This window comes from Methylotenera sp. (assembly GCF_013141425.1).
Classification (GTDB): domain Bacteria; phylum Pseudomonadota; class Gammaproteobacteria; order Burkholderiales; family Methylophilaceae; genus Methylotenera.
In genome coordinates this window covers 1-21,641 of sequence record NZ_JABFRA010000126.1, presented here as the reverse complement: position 1 = coordinate 21,641, position 21,641 = coordinate 1, and the positions used below count along the sequence as shown (strand labels likewise).

The window sequence follows — 21,641 nt, the reverse complement described above, 5'->3', positions numbered from 1 at the left end:
GCTAGCGCCTTTAAAAATCAGTCGTATTTTATGTACTTAAACCGCGGGTCGTCATTTGGCGTCCCAGTGAGCACACCACCTTCCAAAGCGGGTTGCCAAGCAATAACTGCTTCTATTTTAGTCGCCAATTCAAAATCTTTGTCAGTAACACCTTTTGCATCATGCGTGCATAACTTCACAATCACAAAAGCGTAAGAAACCGTCAAATCTGGGTGATGCCAAGCGGCTTCGGCCAAATGACCGATGGTATTGACCACCATCAGAGTTGCTTTCCAGCCACTGGTTCTATATTTGCGGCGTATCCAACCATTTTCTAAATACCAATGCGGCAATTCTGCCTTTAATTTAGCCTCAATCGCTTCATCGGTATACACGGCGCCTGATGACATAACCCACTCCTTTTAATCGACTAAACTTTCAATATTTTCTGCGGTAATATGCAGCCCATTATCAGCCAATTTTTGCAAAACTAGGCCATCCTCAAATAGACTGAAATCTGCCTTATTCAGTATCCAAGTCTGATATTTTTGCCCCTCAACGTAATGTATAAATTGCGTGTCAATCAATTCATCGTCAATTAAATGCTGAAGTTTATTCGGTCGCTCTTTTTGATAGGTAAGCAAGCATTTAGACTTCACTAATATCAGCTGTTCAGCACCTAATTTATTCGCCAGCCAAGCACTTAAACTATCTGACGTGACATGCCAATTTTTTAGAATACTTTCGTCTGCCATCACCATTTTACTTGGCAACCAAACGGTGGCGCGATGTTGCCATCCACGTTCGGCTATTTCCAATTCACTGCTGGCTGTAACAAGCGTTGGATTCAAGCCCGTTAACATGAGTCCGAATTGATCCATTGCCAATAAGGCCATGTGATGCGCGACCGCATCACTCACGTTTGAAATTTGCTGTGCCTCACGTACCGAATTAGCAAATAAGCCTCCGCCAGGCACTATCACCACTTTACCATCGCTAAATTTAACTAAAATTTCTAGCCATTTTTTTAACTCTGGCGCCCCGAGTAAACTGCCCCCAATTTTCACTACCCACATATATAATTGTCCGCTATATCCAACACTTTTACGATAATATTAAAACTTGCTGCTTGTTTTTATAGTTGCATCAAACAATTAACTTATACAGCACGTTTAAAAAACCGCATCACGCTTAATAGACTTGAAGCTTTATCTAGCGTTTCAGCATACTCTTTTTCCAACTCGGAGTCTGCAACAATGCCGCCACCTGAGTAAAAGCTAATTTCACCTGCATCGCCCTTTTTAGCCACAAATACAGCAGTACGAATAGCGATATTGGTATCCATGCTTCCATCAAAGCCAATATACCCAAACGTACCGCAATAGGTGCCTCGACGATGCGGTTCAAGTTCTTCTATTATCTGCATGGCACGTAATTTTGGTGCCCCAGTAATTGAGCCTCCTGGAAAACAACCGCGCAATAAATCGATGGCCGTTTTGCCTACTTGTAGTGTGCCCGTAACGATGCTGACCAAATGATGGACATTAGAAAAACTTTGCAATAAAAATAATCGGTCTGCTTTTACCGAGCCAATCTCGCAGTTTTTACTAATATCATTCCTAAGTAAATCAACAATCATTAAATTCTCAGCCCTATCCTTTATGCTTGCTTGCAAGTCTTTTGCATATTGTTGGTCTTCTTGCTCATTATCAGACCGTGGCCGAGTGCCTTTTATGGGTCGAGTCTCCACATGCCTACCAATCACCTGTAAAAAGCGTTCTGGCGAGCCTGAAAGCACCTGTAACGCGCCAAAATTCATGTAGGCCATAAACGGGGCTGGGCTAACTTCTCTAAGTTTGTTGTAGGCGGCCCAACTATTACCACGCGCATTCGCCGAGAATCGTTGTGCTAAATTCACTTGGTAGCAATCGCCTTCGGCAATGTAATCTTTAACCTGGTTAAACGCCTGCGCATATTGATTAAACGTCATATTGCTCGACACGGGCGAGGTTAACGCAAAGTCCAGGGTAGCAGGCAACGTTGGGTTATCAAATAAGTTGCACAGCGCTGCCCAGTTTTCATGTGTCGCTTGCTGAAAACCATGCGATACCAGAAAAGCGGTCTGCTCCCGATGGTCAACCACTACCGCCCAATCATAAAGACCAACCATCATGTGCGGAACATTTTCATTTTTCTGAGCGATGACTGGCAAGTCTTCAACTTGACGTGCTAAATCATATGCAAAATAACCTACGGCACCTCCACTAAAAGGCAAATTATTTTGCGATGCCTGATAGGGAGCAATCAAATCATTGAGAATTGAGAATGGGTCCTCGTGACTGACTGTAACTTGTCCATGCTGTCTAATTTCAGAAAACGTTGTGGCGTCGTTCTCAAACGTGCAAACCGAAGCAAAGGGCTCGCCGACAATAATATCGTATCGACCGTATTCACTTTTTGGTCGCCCACTATCCAAAAAGATGGCCCATGGCTTGTGCGCAATCGGCGCAAACAAACGTGAACTATCCGGGTGGTAATTTAAGTGGTGTATTAACATTGGCTGGCCAGTCTGGCGACTGCATAAGCTGGGAAACACAATGCCGCCATATTTCTGGTTTTATCGTTATCTGCATCAATAAAAGTAGCAATAGACTCATACCTAAAACCCAATTGCTGGGCTAATTTCGATACTAAAAAATCTCCAGCTCCCGCGCCAATGACACTCACACCACGACAATCACCTAACGTTGAAATTTGCCGTAATACAGCCTGTTGTATCTGCTGCAATTGAGCAGATCTAAATGCGTATGCCAGATTTCTCCAAGCACTAATTGGCGCATCTTGCGCATCCCAGCCTATCATCCGCGCGATGCGTCTGGCACTGGCCTCCTCGCTCTTTTCTGCGCCATCTGCAGTTTCAGCCATATTTTCAGCTAAAGGCAAGTCGCCTGTTAGTGTGTAAACATCAGCCGTCGTTGCAAAGTGCTCTGCAGCAACATTCGCCAGTTGGCCATTAAAGGCAATTTTTTGTGCAATTGCCATCAAAGGTGTACGCACGACTCCCGTATAGACCAGCTCATCGTATTGCATACGGGCGCCATCATTAAAGCCCAGCACGAAGGGTTTACCTTCTGTTATCAGGGCAATGTCTGTTGTAGTGCTGCCAATGTCAATAAATAAGGCTTGTTGCGCATATGTGGCTAGATACTGCAAACTTGCAAGCCAATTCATTGAGGCAATATGTGTCGTATTTTCTGCCACTTTCTCAAACGAAATAAAACCTTTTTCACCAACAAAATATCGGATTTCACCCACTAACTTTTGCTGCAATAAAGTAACTATTTGCATAACCCCAGCATGCCGGTTGGGGAAAATATCCGCAAGTTCGCCCGTCATCGTCACTGCATGCTGAATTGCTAAAGCTTGAGTAGCATTGAAAGTATTTAACACTTGATCAATCGCCAAATCCAACTCTTTTAAACCACGCCACAAGGCGCAATACACTTGGCTGGCTGCAAGCACCTTGCCAGATGCGTCGATCTGCACCGCTTTTAAGTGTGCGCCTCCTACATCCCAACCGAGGGTAGTTAAATTATTCAAAATGAATCTCAACAATATTTCGTTGCAAAACAGGTAATTTAAAATTGGCTTGCAAGATGCAATCTAATGTGATTTTGGCTGGATTATATCCAATCGACTCGCGTAAACCTACATAGCTACTGGTGAGGCGTGGGTTAATGTCAATAACAAAAATCTTATCCAACTCAGTGTCGATAATCACGTCAACACCAACATAACCAAGGGCATCAGGCAGAATTTTAGCGATTTTTCTCGCGAGCGTTTCAAAGCGCTGCCAGTAAGTTTGCAATCCATTTACACTAATGCTAGCTAATCTAAAGGTATTATTCTCCCCGCAAATGTGTTGCTGATTACAACTGAGCAACCAAGCTTTTCCATCACGACAAACCATCGAAAAACTAGCTACAATACCTGTTTGATACGGTTGAGCAAAGTAATGCAGGTATTGATTATCTTGTTTAATCCATTCACGCAAAGTCTCTAGCGTATCAAACAATCGCACGCCTTCACAACCAGCGCCGTCCTCAGGTTTAGCGACCCACTTTATTACAGATAGCTGAGTCATTTCATCAAAATAACTTTGCACCAACAAATCTTCACCCGAATAAACAGGCAAAGTATGAATTTTGGCAGTTTGTAAAGCCTCAAAACTTAAAGTTTTACTGGTGCCAACTAGCGTGGCGTCATAACCACAACCAAGTAAAATGGATCCATTTTCTTTAATCTCAGCCGCCAAACAAAGCTCAGTAAGTCCAAGCAAAATACCGTCTGTTTCAGGCGCAATTAACCAAACAAAATCCGTTTGTTTCAAGGCTTTTTTAAATGTCTTTTTAAACTCTCCTGCTAAAACCGCTGTGTTTTTATGAGCGTAGATTGAAGCGCCAAGCCTGACATCATGCAAGCATGTAATCTGGTATTGCTGAAGCTCGCGCAAATCTCGCAACAGAGCGTCGCGCATCAAGGCACCTTCTCTTGCCAGTGATTCTGGTAGAGGTTCATCACTAATGCCACCACCAGTGATAAACTCACACACCAATAATTTTTCTTGTTTTACTTTCATGAGTTCTGTAATGCAAATAATTCCAGTAATTGATTTATTAAACGGCGTGGTCGTACATGCTAAAAAGGGTGAGCGGCAACTTTACCAACCGATGGCTTCCCTGCTGACCGACTCAAGTGAACCACTTGCCATTGTAACTGCGCTACTAAACCTATATCCATTTGCGCAATTATATATCGCTGACTTAAATGCCATTCAGAAATCAGAAAAAACTTACTGTATAAATTTTCAACTCATTGAATCGATTGTCAAAAACTTTCCTCAATTAGAAGTTTGGCTAGATGCAGGCATTAGTAACCAGAGTGAATGGTATATTTGGCAAAAACTGAAGGTCAGACTAGTGCTTGGTAGTGAGAATTTTTCTCACCTAGAAGATTATCATTCCATTAAACAACAGAGTAAAAATTTCATCCTATCGCTCGATTTTATGCCAAAAGGCTATCAAGGCCCACTGGAATTACTCGACAACACTGAACACTGGCCACAAGATGTTGTTCTTATGTCATTGGCTAATGTAGGGAGCAATCAAGGCGTTAATTCTACCTTGCTGACTGAGACTCTTGCCCGAGCTAAAAAATTCAATCTCTACGCGGCAGGTGGTGTTCGAAATATCGATGATTTACTATGGCTAAAAAAAATTGGCGTGCAAGGCGCCTTAATCGCAACGGCATTACAAAAAAAGCAAATTTCAAGTACACAACTGGAGTGTTTTGCAAAATAAAAAAGCCCGAAAAACGAGCTTTTTAGAATTACGATTGAAAACTTAAATTACTCTAAGTTAGCATGAATCGCACGCATGCCTTCTTCAGTTAAGCCTTTCGCAAAAATCAAGTCTGCGATGGCGGCTTCAAGGAAAATCAGAGTCGAAAGCTCAAATTGTGAGCCCATTGGCATACCCTTAGTCAATGGGAAACTGTTGTCATTACCTACTTGAATGACTAAATCCGCAACATCGGCCATTGGTGAAGATTTTTTCATAGAAATCACAACCAGTTTAGCACCTACTGATTTTGCTTTTTTCACGAATGGCAATAATGTTTCCGTACCACCTGAACCTGAAACTAAAATCAATAAATCGCCAGATTTAATGGCTGGAGTTACAACTTCGCCAATCATGCTGACGTTATAACCCGCGTGTACTAAGCGCATCGCAAAGAAACGCGAAACCAATAAAGAACGGCCAGCACCACCAATAAATGTGCGGCCTGCAGCTTCAACCAGTTTTAATAATTCAGCTGATTTTGAATTGTCAGTTTCAGCCAAAATGCTGGTTAATTTGTCTAAGATTAGTTTTTGACTACTCATGATTTTTCCTTATCAAATAATATAAAACAAAAAACCCGACACATTGCTGAGTCGGGTTTTAAATTACTCACATCAATAATTGCTTATTGACTGTTAAAAATTAAGCGTGAGCGATTTTTGTGATTTCAGCAGCTGCAGCAGATGGATCTGCAGCACCGTAGATTGCTGCACCAGCAACAATGATTGTTGCGCCAGCATCACGTACTTGTGCAGTTGTAGCAGCTTTAACGCCACCAGCAACTGAAATTTCAACGCCTAAGTTCAAAGCAGCAATAGCAGCTAAGTCAGCAAATGGTGTTTGACCAGCAGCTTGTTGATCTAAACCAGTATGAATACCGATGATGTGAGCACCAGCAGCAGCAACTTCTTTAGTTTTAGCAACTTTATCAGCCACGTTGATTAAGTCAACTTGAGCTTTTTTACCGTATTTGTTAGCAACATCGATTACGCCTTTGATTGTACCGATATCTGAAACACCTAAAACAGTCACAATGTCAGCGCCTGCTTTGAAGAATGGCTCAGCTTCGTAGAAACCTGCATCCGCTGTTTTCAAATCAACTAAGATTTTGTTGTTTGGGAATTTAGCACGTAATGTTTCAAGTAATTTGATACCGTTATGCTTGATGCAAGGTGTACCGATTTCAAGAATATCTACGTTTGCCGCAGTTGCAGTTGCTAAAGCAACTGTTGCGTCAAAATCTAATGAATCTAATGCAAATTGGGTTAATGCCATGGTTCTTCTCCGATTAATTTATTATTTACGAAATTTACTACAAATTTAATACTACTTAACGCTTCGGGCAAATACTAACTTTGCTCCTCAAAAGTCAGAGGGCTATGATAATTAGCCCGTGCTATTGTGTCAATGCTAAATAACAGGCAACTGCTATTATTTGGCATTTATTACAACAGCCTTACAATTTAGCGCTTAAAGCTGCTTCCAGTTTATTCTGGTCAGCAACGAAACCGCGTATACCTTCAGCCAATTTTTCTGTCGCCATTGCGTCTTGGTTTAATTCAAAACGGAATTCTTCTTCAGTCAATCTAGCTGGTGGTGTTTTTGTCGCGCCATTATCTTTTAACACTTGCACCAAGGTGCCTTCAGTTGCGGCCAAATCTTGCAACAAGTTTGGTGAAACTGTTAAGCGATCACAGCCAGCCAAAGCAATCAACTCACCTGTGTTACGGAATGAAGCACCCATCACAACAGTTTTATAGCCGTGCTCTTTATAGTATTGATAAATAGCGCGCACAGAAACTACACCTGGGTCTGTCTCTTGCGTGTATTCTGTTGTTGGGTTTTTCGCTTTGTACCAGTCTAAAATACGACCAACGAATGGTGAAATCAAGAATACACCCGCTTCAGCACAAGCACGAGCTTGGCCAAAACCGAACAATAATGTGAGGTTACATTGAATGCCTTCTTTTTCAAGAATCTCACCCGCTTTGATGCCTTCCCATGTTGAAGCCAATTTGATCAACACGCGGTCTTTGCTTACGCCTGACTCTTCATACAGCTTGATTAATTTACGACCTTTAGCAACCATCGCCTCTAAATTGAATGACAAACGCGCATCTACTTCCGTTGAAATACGGCCTGGTACTTCTTTGGTAATTTCAGCACCAATCAACACCGCCAATTTATCAGCCGCATTGTCAATTTGTTGCGCCTTAGTACCACCCTGTGCTTTAGCGTAGGCAATCGCAGTTTCAATCAAAGGTGCATATTGTGGCAATTGGCTTGCTTTTAAAACTAAGGATGGATTAGTGGTTGCGTCTACTGGTTTCACTGCTTTAATCGCTTCTACGTCACCCGTATCAGCCACGATTGTAGTGATTGCCTTAAGTTGATCTAATAAATTTGCCATTACTTGCCTCCTGAAAATTATTTTCCTGAAAATTATTTCAAAGTGAACGAGCCTCTCAAACCATTTAGCTGAACATTCAACCAAAATAAACTTGAAACGCCTGAAGCCTTATTGAAAAGTCTTATATAAAATCTAGTGCAACATTATATCCGATAATTTGCAGACTGTCGTTATCCAAGCTTGTTATTCCTGTTCATTACTGCGGCTATTTAAGGAAAATTCGCTTCATTGGATTGAATTTCTAACGGAAACGCCAGCGTAAATTTTGATCCTTGACCCAGCTCACTTTCTGCCTTAACAGTACCACCATGTTTTCTAATAGTAACGTCTACAAAATACAAGCCCAATCCTGTCCCTTCTGAGGCCTGATTTTTTCCTTCCGCACGACTAAAACGGTGAAATATTTTTGCAATTTTTTCAGGCTCAATACCAGGCCCAGCATCCGTAATTGTTAATATTGCTTCATTATTACTTTCCTGCAAACCAACCTCTATCACACCTTCAACTGGTGAATACTTCACAGCATTCATTAGCACATTGGTTACAGCACGTTGCAATAAGCCAAAATCGCCTTTTATCCATAGATTATCAGTAGAAATTTCGGTCTTAAAACTGATTTCTTTTGTTTTAGACATCGCGTAGGTGTCATCTAAAGACTGCTGAAGTAAGCTTGCCAAATCCAACACTTGAAATTTAGCCGCATTCGCCATTTCTGCACGAGAAGATTGTAAAAAATTATCAGCCATTGCCAATGACTTATTCAGCATATTGGAAATGCGAGGCAAGTTTTTATTGGCTTCTTTCTCATTTAACAACATGATTGCCGCTCCCAACGGCGCTCGCAAATCATGTGAAATAAACGAAAGCGTATCGCGCCGTTCGCTATGCAAATCGTGTAAATGTTTTGACGCCAGCCGTACATTTGAAATACGAGAACGCATCAAATCTTTGTCATCGGCATATTCCAAATCATCCTTATTTACACCTAATAAGGCCAAATCCGCATGTAGACTTTGCAAGGCCGTTTCTAAGTAAAGCTGGGCAGATTCGAGCTTACGCCAACTCCAAATCGGGTATGCCAATAAAATAGCAATCAGCGCACCCGCTGGCGGTATCCATAAATTAAACAACTGAGGTAGAGCTACTGCGCTTGCCATCACAATAAAATAATAAAAAATAATGGCAACTAGCGATTTTAAAGGACTTAATTTTGGTAAAAAAAGTAAGGGGATCACAGCTAAAATCATGCTTAGTATGCAAGTTAGCCAAAACGGCGCATCTATAATTAACCCAGAATTTCTCATCGCCTCGATGGCGTTTGCATGGAACTCCACTCCTGGCATCGGTTGCAAATAAGCGGACACCGGTGTGGGCAAAACATCACCCAACCCAACCGCAGTTGCCCCTACCAGTACGATTTTGTCTTTAAAAAAATGTAACGGATATTCTCCACTCAACGCCTTGATATAAGATATTCGCTGAAAATGATTGGGCGGCCCTAGAAATTTAACTTTTCTGGCGTCTAGCGCAATCAAATCACTAGAAGATACATTTGATTTATTTGTGGGGAATAAAGCAATACCAGGGGGCAATTGTTTAGCCGCCTGTAATACCGCCTGCGAGAAATGTGGCAAACGGGCCGCACCCAATCCTTCCCACAAATTAATGCTACGCGCGATACCATCGGCATCTAATGGCACATGTACACTACCAAGCGCCGCAGCATGCCCTGCATAGGCTGCCAAGGGGTCGCTTTGTTTGATGGGAGAACCTTTGTAAGGCTGTTCAAATAAAATTGGCAGCACCACATTGCCGGCTTGCTTAATTGCTTCATCCAGCACGCCATCAGCTTCTGAATTACTCAGTTCTGGCTCGGAAAAAATAATATCTAAACCGATGACTCGCGCCTGCTCTTGCTTGAGTTTATTCACCAAATCAGCATGCACAATGCGTGACCAAGGCCAACGTCCAATACTCTCCAGACTCGCCTCATCAATCGCCACAATCACTATATCGGCTGGCGCGGGCTTAAAAGTTAAATAGCGCCCTAAATCGTAATGAAGATTGTCAAATCGAATAAGTAAGCCGTTATATGTCAATAATACGGCAATCAATGTCAGTATTATGGCGGTAAAAACACGGTCACTTAACTGGCGAAGCTTGAAATACACACTGTCGGTTATTGCAATTTAAAAAATAATGCCACAGTTTTTAACGTGAAAAACTTCTGACGTTAGAAAATTTTTGCGGCTTACCTTCAGAAATGACCGCGACACGCCAAAAATATTCACCACGGCCAAATGAATGCTTGAATGATAGTCTACTTTCAAAAGATTGCAGTTCATACAAAATATCCTCAAAATTCGAGTCACGCGCAATTTGCAGTAAATAACTATTCGCCCCAGAGACTGGCGTCCAAACAAACTCCGTAGGCGCCAGAGGAATCACCCCGCCATTAAGCGGCTCTAACAATTCAAATATTGGCTCTGGCGGCACAGGCAACCGAACTTTCACCTCAAATGCATGAATTGCATCAATGCCCTGCAAGCCATGTTGGTCTTGAGCCCTTACCTTTAAGTAATACAAACCATCCGCCAAATCCGCAAAAGTTAATTTTCCAGACTGACTGGTTTGTTCTTGCAAGTTTTTTGTAAACGCCGCATCTGAGGCCAGCTGACTTACCACAGCAGCAACACCCTGCTGAAGTGGAATACTTAACTCTACAGGGTTATTTTCTAGCAATTTAGGCAGTTTGCTTACATCTGGCGCAGCGGGCAATTGAATCGGCGGCGAAGGTGCTTTACCTTTTTCCGCCACACTCCCATAACCTTTTACAATTAATATTTCTTGAACTAAGCCGTTCTCAGCTGCGCTAAACGCTACCTTACCCTCTAACGTTTCTTGTAGCGCAAAATCGCTTTCAGCACCCACTCGGAATTGCGTTCCACGCACGGCAGCAACCGCTGAAGGTGTTTCTATCTTCAGACTATTGCCAACTGCATGTTCTGGATTTGCAACAACCTCCGTGCGCCCTTTCACCAATTTCAAATGCGTCACATAGGTTTCCTTGCCTACGTATTGATAACTGGCCTGAATACTTAAATTAGAATTTGGTTGAATATCTAAATTAGAGCCATCGGCAAAGAGTAATTTCGCAAGACTATTTTTGCCAGTTTGCAGCCCCTCGCCCTGCCCTAATAAATCACCTTTATTAAGTTTACGCGCACCATTTGTAGAAACACCCGCTGCGACAACATCACCATACACCAGCAAAACTTGCGCACTGGTTGGTATTTTTTTTAAGAATTCAACTGGAATATGAATGATTTGGCCTGGTTGCAATTTTTTAGCGAGCGGATGCTGGTTATATTTTGCCAACGCTACAATATGCGCACGTTTAGTTAAATATTTTTTAAAAATCGTTTCATAAGAATCTTTAAGACTAACTTTGTATAACCACACCTCTTCCAAATTAAGCTTTGCTGACGAATTGATAGTTTCTGGTTTTACAACATCTGCGATTGAACCGAAGCTAATAAGAAGTAACATCAAACCAAAGTAGCTTAATGTCATATTTAAAGCCCAATCGTTTAAAGCTAGATTTTTTAAAGAGGTTGATTTCATTGACGACTACTCAGCTCTTTCTAAACGATAACCTTGCTGGTAAATGGAGGAAAGTTTCCAGCCAAACTCTGGGGTTAGCTTTAGTTTGGTACGCAAATGACTGACATGTACATCGACTTTGCGCGTTTCAATGTCAGCCGTCGAGCCCCAAACCACTTGCATCAAATGGGTTCTAGATAATAGCACGCCGATATTCTTTAAAAAATACCAAGCCAAATCCAACTCTTTATCAGTCAACTTAACTTCTTCACCCTCCAACAGCACATGACGTTGTTTTGTGTCAATTTTTAAGCCTCCAAATTCACCAACAGTCGCCTCCGCAAAATCAGGTGCGCTTCTTCTCAATAGCGCATTAATTCTAGCCATAATCATCTGACGACTTGCAGGTTTAACGATGTAATCGTCTGCACCAGATTCAATGACCCGTACAATGTCATCTTCTTCACTTTTGCCCGTTAAAAAGATAATCGGCGGCAATTTATTCGATCTGAGTTTAATGCTCACCATAACATCGGGGCCATCCATATCAGGCAGTGTCCAGTCAAAGATGCATAGGTCGTATTGTGAATTCGGAAACTTACGTAAAAAATCTAAGCCAGTCACAAAGTGATCGACTTCAAAATTAGCCTCTATCAACCATTCCAGAATCGCTTCGGCGTAAGCTAAATCGTCTTCTAAAAAAGCAATTTTTTGTTTTTTACCTACGTTTGACATTGTCTAAATATTCCAAAATATTTTGTTCTTACTTTTAATACCAAAAGATATCCAAACTATTGATATCACTAGATTATCATCTAAAAGTAACATTAATTTACATTCGACACAATATACCCAAAAGCATAACTAAGGCCAATATTTAATCAAAATTTCTCACTATTTTACTCAAAAAAGTCAGCCAATAACGTTGCTACCGTTAAATCCGCACTTGTTCCAGGGTTGATTTTACGCTGTTTAAGTGAAGCATCCCACGCTAATAGTTGTTTTTGCATTAACTTAGGATTTTCAGTCGCCCAATAACTGACTTCAATCTCGCGTGCTTCCTGCATAAGTTGTTTAGCTAAAGGTTCGCCATATTTTCGGACAACGTGTGTATCAAGCTGACGTGCCAAATAACTCAGATAAAGGCCCGTGGTTGCCCAAGTCTGGTTTTGCCCGCGATTATTAGCGTGTTGCCATTTTGCTAAACCTTCACGATAACGTAGCCGGCCGAATTCAAGAACATCGGAAAAATTATTTGCATATTGGCTTGCAATAAAATCTCGCTCTTTTGCCATAGTCATCATCTCAAGCAAGGTGACATTAGGCTGCTGATGCACATCGTACTTACTTACTTCACCCAGACCTGCAGGATTAGCCAATACAATCGCCTGTGCCGTAAGACTCGCATCTTGCACTGAAAGCGCATTTAATGCGCTTTTCAAGTTTTCTTGAAAAGTAAGATTTGATTGCCCATTTAAAGCGGCCTCTATCATGGGTGCACAGAGCAAAATGATGCCTAAATTAGTATTCACACCTACGGCATTACGTGAAGCCTCAACAGCGTTGAATACACGCTCGCCTATAGTTAAACCAGGCTGAGCAATGACGGCGGCTGAAGCATCTGCACTTTTTATAAAATCATGTATCGTCATGCCATGACCATCGGCAAACACATGCACGTTACCTGGCTTTAATGCCCGTAGTTCTGACATGCAGGCATGATGATAGGCTTGCGAGATTTGCAGTTCGGTCACTGAATATCCAAACGCACATTCTTCAAAAAATCATTTACCAATAACGCGGAAATGTCGACTTGAGCCACACTTTGCAAGCCTTTCCAAGCGGGGATACTATTGACTTCGAGCACGAAATATTCACCGGTGTTAGCTTGAATAATATCCACGCCGCAGTAATTAATATCAACCGCGGCAGCCGCTTGCAAGGCAAGCGAAATCAACGTTTGATTCGCATCGAGATTTACACTTTCACAACGCCCTCCAGCCGCCACATTATTCACCCAGCTACTGCCGACTCGCTTCATCGCGGCAACCACTTTGCCTGCAATCACAAACACTCGATAATCATGTGGCGCATTCGCTGTTTCAATGAGTTGCTGAAAATAGTAAACACCATCAACAAATTGTTGCATGGGCACAGGTAAGACTTGGTCTGCCAATAATTTACGCACCCCCAAACCTTGTGAACCAAACAAGGGCTTTAACACTAAAGTTTGATTTTGTTGTTTGGCTATTTGACGTAATTGCTCAACTTGAGTTCTAGACTCGCTTACCCAAGTGGCGGGTGTAGAAACACCATTTTTCTGCAACAAAAAGCTGGTCATCGCCTTATCAACTGTGCGTTCAATCGCTTTTACATCGTTATAAATTTTAACATTGAGCATCGACAGTATGTGCAGCACATTCAAGCGTGTAGTCACTTGCTGCATAGTCCCGCCAGAAATGCCTCGCACAAAAACTGCGGGCGGCAAGGTATCAAAATGCGGGATTTGGATAGTAGGAGAAGCAGAATTTGGCTTAGAGCCATAAAGATTAATAATGCAGTCTTGTAAGGAAACAAAAACTGCATCGATGCCGTGATTAGCAAAAGCTTCTTTTAGCCGAGCACCATGCCAACCTGGGTCATCAGTAAATATAGGGATTTTCAAAACAACTCGCTACTTAAACACTAATCCGCGAATGCTAATTAGCAAATGATAGAGCAATTAAGTCTGCGTTCAATTGTCCGCCCGTAAAAACATTGCCCGTCTGTAAGTTTGTTACTGTGACTTTAGCTGGGCTAAACAGCATGGCATCAATCTTATAAAAATCCATGTTGTAGAATTTAAAAACCTGCGCAAAAGTTTTACCGTAATCTTTAGAAGAACTGCTTGGTAAATTGGCAGCAAGTTCAGCGGCAGCCGTGTCATCACAACGCACCTGCAAGCTAACCTCGCCACCAAACAGAATCGCATCATTTGTACGCCCCATGGCTGTCATAAAGTCTTTAGATACTGGCGGTAAAACTGCCACACCAGAACCACTGATGATATTGTCTAAAGGAAAATGAATGGCATGCGCTTTATGAAGCGCAACTTCTAATACACGGCCAACGATTTGCACCACGCCAGCAATGCTAGTCGTTGGTGTCAAAATAACGGTGAGTTTTCCCGCTGCAATTTTTGTATCACGAACGATTTTCTCAATGACTTCCACTGGTGGAATCTTGTCCGTTTCCAGCACAATGCAAGTACTCTCTGCCTTGTCGGTATAAGCAAGCTCTTTGAACAACTCCTCACGCTGTGCTAATGCGCGTGCAGGCCCAGAACCTAAAGAAAAGAATTTTTCATGACTCAAGGCCCAGCCTGCATACTGGCTTGCTAGGCAGGCCAATACTGGCTGAGCAGACTTCACCTCGATGGCTTCCGAAAAACCAGCAAAACGTTTGTCTGCTTGAAGTTTTACCTCGCCCAAGCCACCCAAGCAAATTTCCGCTATCAAGCGCCCCGCTTCTGCACTTCCTGCATATTGCAAGCCGGCATCAACGATAGTACAGCCTGATTCATGTTTGAATAGACCCAGTCGCAACGCGTCTGCATTTGTCACTAATTCTGCCACTAATAAATTAGCTTGCTGATTAACACTAGGCAGCGTTAAGTTTTGGTCTATTGTTTTTTGAGTCATCTATTCATTTCCTTTTCTAGCCATTTCTTCTTTTAGCAACTTTCTTTTAAGTACTTCCGCTCTTTGAATTACTAGCTGATGCGCCAAGTCGGCAGTTTCCGCCTCTGCCAAAACAGAGCAAATGGGTACATTGAGTGAAATATTAACACCAGACGTCGCAGTTTTAACATACGGAATATCTGCAACCCAGTTAGGCCAATCAAAATTTGCGGGAACCGTCAAATCTTCATCGGCAAAGATTATAAGTTCAGCCTTAGCTAAAGGGTTATCTGGCAATTCAGACAACACGCCTGAACAGCCTTGAATATGTACGGGTAGCAAATTGGAATATAAATTGAATGTAGCACTTAGGCGCGGGTTCAACTCTAGAATCCACAAAGTTTCACCATGAAGAATTGCATCTAGGCTATTGATGCCGCGCAAACCAAAGGCGGTTGTCAGTTGCTGTGCCGTATGCATGAACGATTGTTGTGCGGCTTTCGGTAAAATTAAGTTGCTGACTGCTCCAGCAAACCGATAAGGCAAGTCCATTGTTGGCGCGACTAATTGCCGATTAAAACCAATGGCTTGCGCACATACCCCATCGGCTACAAACAATAATGAAACGGGCTCACCGGCGACTTTAAGCTGATAATAGTCACCCGTTCTCGCTTGCGTGGCCTGCCGAACATGCGTGCCTCCCGTCCCTCCAAGTCTTTTAGATAACCAGAGCTCGTTATATTCTGCAATGCAATCCAAGCGCTCAAAGTGCGTCAAAGGATGTGGAATAGCCAGATCATTCAACAGTTTAAAGAAATCAACACTTTTGGATTTTTGCAGAGTTTCAGGCGTGTTCCCTACTAGAGGAACGCGCGCGGCAACCCAAGCAAGCAAGTCAGGCTGGGCGTCAAATAAACTGCCGTATAAAAAGCCTTGAACCTCATTTAGATCGATTTTTGAGAAAACACGTTTAAAATCATTTGCATCTACGCCTTGCTTATCAAACTGAATCTGAAAAAACTGTGCGGCAAAGCGACGCGTATCGGCATCGGCAAAGGCATCCAGCGTAACAACCTTATACCCACATACGTTTGCAGCTTGTGCGTAAGCACGCACAGAATGAGCGGCAATGATAAGCTTGTTAGGCACGTGTTTGGTTCAAACTTCGCGCCATTTCAAATGCAGCCATAAACTCTAAATAACAGGGCTTTTCAGATGCAAGCATCTGTTTCAACAAATGATGTTGTGTGGAATACTTTAGGTTACCAATTGCCAGCGCACCAATACCAACAACACTCAAACCTTCAATCGCTACGCCATCAGCCATCACATCAACTCCGTCAGCTCCGGTTGGTGCAACGGCATTGACATCGGCAATAATCTTTAATGAGCTTGATTGCTTAATCTGAGCCAGGCTAATTACACGAACTCCTGCAGCGGCGGCACATAACGCAACATCAACATCGTGCAATAAGCCTTGCTTTGCGGCATCATTTGAACCGTCCGCAAAGCCAATTTGTGTGTCATAACGCTGATTGTAGTTTTCAGCCTTTTTGCTTACATCATCCAAACTTTTATGCCCAACCAGCGTCACTTTTGCACCTAAATGCGCGGCAATTACCGCTGCACAGCCGCCAACTGGACCAGTCGCACCAAATACCGCAATTTTTTTACCGTCAAGGTTCGTTTGAAAGTGCTTTTTAAGATGGAATTCAACTTTAGCCACCATCGCCGCTGCCGTAGTAAATGCACCTGAAGGGTCTGCGAAAGCCGAAATTTGAAACGGAGGAAACATCGCCCTTTTTGCCACATCGAGCATGTCCATCGCCAAATCGATATCACGCCCGCCAATAAATAAAGCCTCACGCTTAATCCCAGAAGGACTACGTGAAAAAATAGCATCCTGTGTCAATCCAGCCACTTCATTCAGGCCAGTCGCTGTATAAGGCATAATTTTGTCAAAACCCGCGTCATAAGCCATGTTTACATCAAACGGACTGGCGTTTTTTGCGGCTGTAAATAAATGCAAAATGCTGACTTTTTCCATAATTGATGTCTCGATAAAACGTTAAAAAAAAAATTTATAACCGCATTAATTTATTTGTAATATTTCTGCGCCACGGTTATTTGCCGAGCAAATCGCCCAAGTTAAATTTGATTCTACAAAAGTAATTTTCAGTTGCTGCAAATAACTCTCCGCTATTTGCAAATTTTCAAATACAGCAAAACCAGTCGGACCCCAAGAACTCTGGCCAAAGCAAGCAACACCCGATGCTTCTAGGTCTTGTAACACAGCCCCAACTTTTTTACTCGCATAGCGTCCACCTTGTGCAGGGGCAAAGTAATCGCCAATATGCTCTTGCAGTAATCGAACACTGCCACCAAATGCAGTTAAATCATGCTCAAGCAAGGCTGGCATAGCTTGCATCAATACAGATCGGCACAAATGTGCCGCTAAATTTTCAGAAAATACGGGTAGTTGTTTAAACGCTACCAATTCTTCATCCCCATGAATCCCTAGCTGACTATTATCAAATATCAATAAAATACGCCAGTCTTCAGGAAAATCATAGCGCGCCAATAACGGCGGCACTTTTAATGAAGAAGTGATTGATGTCGCTAATGACTGGGCATTTACAGGCGAGGTACTAAGTGTATTTGACTTTCTCCCACCATCAATCAATAAGCCACCAAATTTGAAAGCGCCAATACCTATGCCGGAGCGACCACCACGACCCGACAATTCAGCTATTTGATCTACACTTAAGTTTAAACCATATAAACGGTTAATTGCAGCACCAATTGCTAGGGCTAGCTGCGTTCCTGAACCCAAGCCAGAATGTTCGGGTATAAGTTGCTTAACATTAACATTTACGGCTTGATTTAATTTAATTTCGGCGATGAGTTTTTTCGCAATACCTAGCACAGGCGAAATATGCAGGCCGCTAACCCTCAACTCTTTGGAAGCGCTAACGGTAATATCAAGACTAGGAGATGTAAGACTTAAACCAATACTGCCAAATTTTCGTCCTAGTCCACCATGCAAATCAAAAAAACCCATGTGCAAACGCGCGGTACTTTTTACTGTAACTTCTGTAGTGATTTCTTTTGCCATAAGTTTTGTATCGATTATTTTATCTTTGCTTATTAATATTTTTCGCTTATTGCTATTCTAAACGGCATATTGCTATTTTTAAGATTCTGAATACATTTTAGCTGACAGCAAAGACTTTTCATATGTTAAGCCTATACATACACATTTTTTAGTCAAAAGCGCTTATTTTCAGGTGACAGCGCCACGTTATTTAGGCAAAATGTAAACTAAATGTTAAATCAAAATTAACTCCCTGCACTAACATCTAAGGAACTATCATGTCAGCCCACGTTATTCCATTTGAAAATCTCAGAAACATAGACGTACCTTCAGTTGGCGGTAAAAACGCTTCATTAGGGGAGATGATTTCGCAACTCTCTGCAAAGGGCGTACGTGTACCCACAGGATTTGCAACCACAGCAGACGCCTATCGTGAGTTTTTAGCTCAAAACGGCTTGGACGTTAAAATTAATGCGACGCTGGATGCGCTGAATGTAGATGATACGCAAGCACTCGCCATCTGTGGCAAACAAGTGCGTGAGTGGATTATGAATGCGCCTTTTCCAGCCGCCCTAAATCAGGCGATTGAAGAAAACTATAAATTGCTAACGGCCAAATCAGGTAACGGCGCAACTTTTGCCGTACGTTCATCAGCCACAGCAGAAGATTTGCCAGACGCCTCATTTGCTGGTCAACAAGAATCCTTTTTAAACATTCAGGGCTTAGACAATATTCTGCATGCGATTAAAGAAGTATTTGCTTCTTTATATAACGACCGTGCAATTTCCTACCGAGTGCACAAAGGTTTTGTTCACGCTGATGTAGCACTTTCTGCTGGCGTGCAACAAATGGTACGCAGTGATATTGGCTGTGCTGGCGTGATGTTCACCATTGATACCGAATCAGGCTTTAAAGATGTTGTTTTCATCACATCAAGTTACGGTTTGGGAGAGACTGTAGTGCAAGGTGCGGTAAATCCTGATGAATTTTATGTACATAAACCAACGTTGGCGCTAGGAAAACCTTCTATTGTGCGTCGCACCATGGGTTCTAAGCTCATTAAAATGATATTTAGCGATGCTACTCGTGCGGGCAAAAGTACGCACACCGTTGACGTTGATACCGCTGACAGTGACCGTTACTCACTTTCCGATGCCGATGTATTGGAATTAGCGCGTTACGCTACCACTATTGAGGCACACTATGGCTGTCCGATGGATATCGAATGGGGCAAAAATGGCGTAGATAACAAACTTTACATTTTACAAGCCCGTCCAGAAACAGTGAAATCACAAGAAACGCTCAACAACGTTACTGAAACTTTCAAACTTAACAAGCATAGCGAAAAACCGTTGGTAGTGGGTCGTGCCGTGACACAAAAAGTAGGCGTGGGTCCAGTACGCATCGTACTCGACCCCGCAGAAATGCATTTGGTGCAACCAGGGGATGTGCTGGTAGCAGACATGACAGATCCAAACTGGGAGCCAGTAATGAAACGCGCCTCTGCTTTGGTCACTAACCGTGGTGGCCGTACTTGTCACGCGGCTATTATCGCGCGCGAACTAGGCATTCCAGCGATTGTCGGTGCAGTCAATGCCACCGATGTATTGCGTGAAGGTGAAATTGTGACCGTATCCTGTGCGGAAGGCGAATCAGGTTTTGTGTATCACGGTGCGATTGAATATGATGTTAGTACTCAAGCACAAGCTACCCTATCCCCTGCACCATGTAAGATTATGATGAACGTGGGCAATCCAGACATGGCGTTTGGCTTTGCCAAAACACCTAATGACGGTGTTGGCCTAGCACGTTTAGAGTTTGTGATTAATAACATGGTCGGCATTCACCCGAAAGCGATTTTAAACGCTGACGCCATGCCAACTGCCATTCAAACAGTCATTAAAAACCGTGCGCGTGGCTATGCATCACCCAAACAATTCTACATTGATAAAGTTGCTGAAGGTGTGGCAACTATTGCCGCGGCATTCTACCCAAAACCAGTGATTGTGCGTACTTCTGACTTTAAATCCAATGAGTATAAAAAACTGATCGGTGGCGAAATTTACGAGCCAGATGAAGAAAATCCAATGATTGGCTTCCGTGGCGCTGCACGTTATATGGCAGAAGATTTTAAAGAGTGTTTTGCCATGGAATGTACAGCCATGAAAAAAGTACGTGACGAAATGGGCCTTACCAACGTCGAGCTAATGATTCCATTCGTACGCACCTTAGATGAAGCTAAAGCAGTAACCGACATCATGGCAGCCAATGGCCTGAAACGCGGACAAAATGGATTACGGCTCATCATGATGTGCGAAATTCCTTCTAACGCATTGCTGGCTGAACAGTTCCTTCAATATTTTGATGGATTCTCAATCGGCTCCAACGACCTTACCCAACTCACATTGGGTATGGACCGTGATTCTGGCATCTTGGCAGACGGTTTTGACGAACGAAATGACGCAGTGAAAGTGTTGCTTAAACTGGCGATTAGCACCTGTAACCGCTTAGGAAAATACGTGGGGATTTGTGGTCAAGGCCCTTCCGACCACCCAGATTTTGCTGAGTGGTTAGTCGCTGAAGGCATACAATCAATATCACTTAACCCTGATACAGTAGTTGCTACATGGCAACGACTCACTAAAAAATAGAAGGTAAATTGTGATGCTAAAACGTACCGTTTTTTTCATCTCAGATGGTACTGGCATTACCGCTGGCGCCTTGGGTAAACTGCTGGAACATTTTCCAGGCACACAGTTTACTCAGGTTCGACTACCTTTCACAGACACGCTAGACAAAATCAAACTGGCCCAAGAGGCGATTCTAAATGCCGCAGTCGAAGATGGTGGCAGGCCCGTTGTCATTATGACGCTAGGTAACCTGGAACTAAGAAGTACCCTAAAGGAATCAAACGCCTATTTCATTGATTTGTTCAATACTTTTATTGACCCATTAAGCTTGGAATTGGACCAAAAACCACTTCGAGGCGCGGGTATTGCACACAGCGTAATGGGCAGTAAATATAACGACCGTATGGAAGCCGTTAACTTTACCTTAAATCATGATGACGGCATGACCAACTCAGGACTAGAGGAAGCGGACGTCATACTAATCGGTGTTTCACGTTGTGGAAAAACGCCCACCAGCGTTTATCTGGCCATGCAGTTCGGCATCAAGGCGGCTAATTACCCATTGATCCCAGAAGATTTTGAACGCGGGTCTTTACCCGCTATATTGCATAAGCACTTAGATAAAATATTTGGTCTCACGATTAAGCCAGAACGCCTGCATGCCGTCCGCAACGAGCGCAGATCGGGTAGTTTTTATGCCTCTATCGAAAATTGCCGTCAAGAAATTGCAACGGCGGAAACCCTAATGAGAAACGCTGGCATTACTTGGGCGGATTCCACTAGTCGCTCTGTGGAAGAATTGTCGGCGATTATTATGGAAAAAACACGTAAAACAGCCTGATAGTTCTGGCAAGTCTATTACTG

At 42.8% G+C, this 21,641-nt stretch carries 20 protein-coding genes; 3 read left to right on the top strand and 17 right to left on the bottom strand.

Annotation, left to right across the window (positions count from 1 at the left end; translation table 11 throughout):
* Positions 1-17: 17 nt before the first annotated feature.
* The 5 genes from HOO90_RS10990 to HOO90_RS10970 all read right to left on the bottom strand — a co-directional run bounded on the left by HOO90_RS10990 (position 18) and on the right by HOO90_RS10970 (position 4,618).
* Positions 18-389, bottom strand: a complete 372-nt coding sequence (locus tag HOO90_RS10990) for a 4a-hydroxytetrahydrobiopterin dehydratase (RefSeq protein ID WP_292843006.1) — start codon at positions 387-389, stop codon at positions 18-20.
* Positions 390-401: 12 nt separating this feature from the next.
* Positions 402-1,055 carry a uridylate kinase gene (locus tag HOO90_RS10985; protein WP_292843004.1) on the bottom strand — a complete coding sequence of 218 codons (654 nt, stop codon included), beginning with the start codon at positions 1,053-1,055 and terminating at the stop codon, positions 402-404.
* 83 nt (positions 1,056-1,138) lie between these two features.
* Entirely contained in the window at positions 1,139-2,536 is a 1,398-nt protein-coding gene (gene pabB, locus HOO90_RS10980) for an aminodeoxychorismate synthase component I (protein ID WP_292843002.1), read from the bottom strand.
* Positions 2,530-3,579, bottom strand: coding sequence for a hydantoinase/oxoprolinase family protein (locus HOO90_RS10975; protein ID WP_292843000.1), 1,050 nt, complete (start codon positions 3,577-3,579; stop codon positions 2,530-2,532). Before HOO90_RS10975 ends, pabB begins: the two co-directional genes overlap by 7 nt.
* Positions 3,572-4,618: an ATP-grasp domain-containing protein gene (locus HOO90_RS10970; RefSeq protein WP_292842998.1), complete on the bottom strand. Its 1,047-nt coding sequence runs from the start codon at positions 4,616-4,618 to the stop codon at positions 3,572-3,574. The genes HOO90_RS10975 and HOO90_RS10970 overlap by 8 nt, the downstream gene beginning before the upstream one ends.
* A 10-nt stretch (positions 4,619-4,628) precedes the next feature.
* Between HOO90_RS10970 and HOO90_RS10965 the strand changes: the two genes are divergently transcribed.
* Complete coding sequence (locus HOO90_RS10965) at positions 4,629-5,339, top strand: HisA/HisF-related TIM barrel protein (protein WP_292842996.1); 711 nt, start codon at positions 4,629-4,631, stop codon at positions 5,337-5,339.
* A gap of 47 nt (positions 5,340-5,386) precedes the next feature.
* Here the strand turns inward: HOO90_RS10965 and hxlB are convergent, their stop codons facing one another.
* The 12 genes from hxlB to HOO90_RS10905 all read right to left on the bottom strand — a co-directional run bounded on the left by hxlB (position 5,387) and on the right by HOO90_RS10905 (position 18,168).
* Positions 5,387-5,923 carry a 6-phospho-3-hexuloisomerase gene (hxlB, locus tag HOO90_RS10960; RefSeq protein WP_292842994.1) on the bottom strand — a complete coding sequence of 179 codons (537 nt, stop codon included), beginning with the start codon at positions 5,921-5,923 and terminating at the stop codon, positions 5,387-5,389.
* 100 nt (positions 5,924-6,023) lie between these two features.
* Positions 6,024-6,656 (bottom strand): 3-hexulose-6-phosphate synthase, encoded by a 633-nt coding sequence (gene hxlA, locus HOO90_RS10955; protein ID WP_292842992.1) that lies wholly within the window; start codon positions 6,654-6,656, stop codon positions 6,024-6,026.
* A gap of 181 nt (positions 6,657-6,837) precedes the next feature.
* On the bottom strand, positions 6,838-7,791 hold the full coding sequence (gene tal / locus HOO90_RS10950; protein WP_292842990.1) for a transaldolase: 954 nt from the start codon (positions 7,789-7,791) through the stop codon (positions 6,838-6,840).
* Positions 7,792-8,000: 209 nt separating this feature from the next.
* A complete protein-coding gene (locus tag HOO90_RS10945) occupies positions 8,001-9,962 on the bottom strand; it encodes a CHASE2 and HATPase_c domain-containing protein (protein WP_292842988.1) in 1,962 nt (653 codons plus the stop codon).
* Positions 9,963-10,002: 40 nt separating this feature from the next.
* Positions 10,003-11,364, bottom strand: a complete 1,362-nt coding sequence (locus tag HOO90_RS10940) for a FecR domain-containing protein (protein ID WP_292842986.1) — start codon at positions 11,362-11,364, stop codon at positions 10,003-10,005.
* Between the two features lie 57 nt (positions 11,365-11,421).
* On the bottom strand, positions 11,422-12,129 hold the full coding sequence (locus HOO90_RS10935; protein ID WP_292842984.1) for a response regulator transcription factor: 708 nt from the start codon (positions 12,127-12,129) through the stop codon (positions 11,422-11,424).
* Between the two features lie 164 nt (positions 12,130-12,293).
* A complete protein-coding gene (locus tag HOO90_RS10930; protein ID WP_292842982.1) occupies positions 12,294-13,148 on the bottom strand; it encodes a triphosphoribosyl-dephospho-CoA synthase in 855 nt (284 codons plus the stop codon).
* Positions 13,145-14,059, bottom strand: coding sequence for a RimK family alpha-L-glutamate ligase (locus HOO90_RS10925; RefSeq protein ID WP_292842980.1), 915 nt, complete (start codon positions 14,057-14,059; stop codon positions 13,145-13,147). The genes HOO90_RS10930 and HOO90_RS10925 overlap by 4 nt, the downstream gene beginning before the upstream one ends.
* Before the next feature lie 34 nt (positions 14,060-14,093).
* Complete coding sequence (gene mch / locus HOO90_RS10920; protein WP_292842979.1) at positions 14,094-15,074, bottom strand: methenyltetrahydromethanopterin cyclohydrolase; 981 nt, start codon at positions 15,072-15,074, stop codon at positions 14,094-14,096.
* Complete coding sequence (locus tag HOO90_RS10915; RefSeq protein ID WP_292842978.1) at positions 15,075-16,202, bottom strand: ATP-grasp domain-containing protein; 1,128 nt, start codon at positions 16,200-16,202, stop codon at positions 15,075-15,077.
* Positions 16,195-17,100 carry an NAD(P)-dependent methylenetetrahydromethanopterin dehydrogenase gene (locus HOO90_RS10910; protein WP_292842977.1) on the bottom strand — a complete coding sequence of 302 codons (906 nt, stop codon included), beginning with the start codon at positions 17,098-17,100 and terminating at the stop codon, positions 16,195-16,197. Before HOO90_RS10910 ends, HOO90_RS10915 begins: the two co-directional genes overlap by 8 nt.
* A gap of 45 nt (positions 17,101-17,145) precedes the next feature.
* A complete protein-coding gene (locus HOO90_RS10905; protein WP_292842975.1) occupies positions 17,146-18,168 on the bottom strand; it encodes a beta-ribofuranosylaminobenzene 5'-phosphate synthase family protein in 1,023 nt (340 codons plus the stop codon).
* Positions 18,169-18,425: 257 nt separating this feature from the next.
* On the opposite strand from HOO90_RS10905, the gene ppsA reads away from it, so the two are divergent.
* Together ppsA and HOO90_RS10895 are read left to right on the top strand one after the other, a co-directional pair.
* Positions 18,426-20,798, top strand: a complete 2,373-nt coding sequence (gene ppsA / locus HOO90_RS10900) for a phosphoenolpyruvate synthase (RefSeq protein ID WP_292842973.1) — start codon at positions 18,426-18,428, stop codon at positions 20,796-20,798.
* Positions 20,799-20,811: 13 nt separating this feature from the next.
* Positions 20,812-21,618: a pyruvate, water dikinase regulatory protein gene (locus HOO90_RS10895; protein WP_292842971.1), complete on the top strand. Its 807-nt coding sequence runs from the start codon at positions 20,812-20,814 to the stop codon at positions 21,616-21,618.
* The last annotated feature ends 23 nt before the right edge of the window (positions 21,619-21,641 follow it).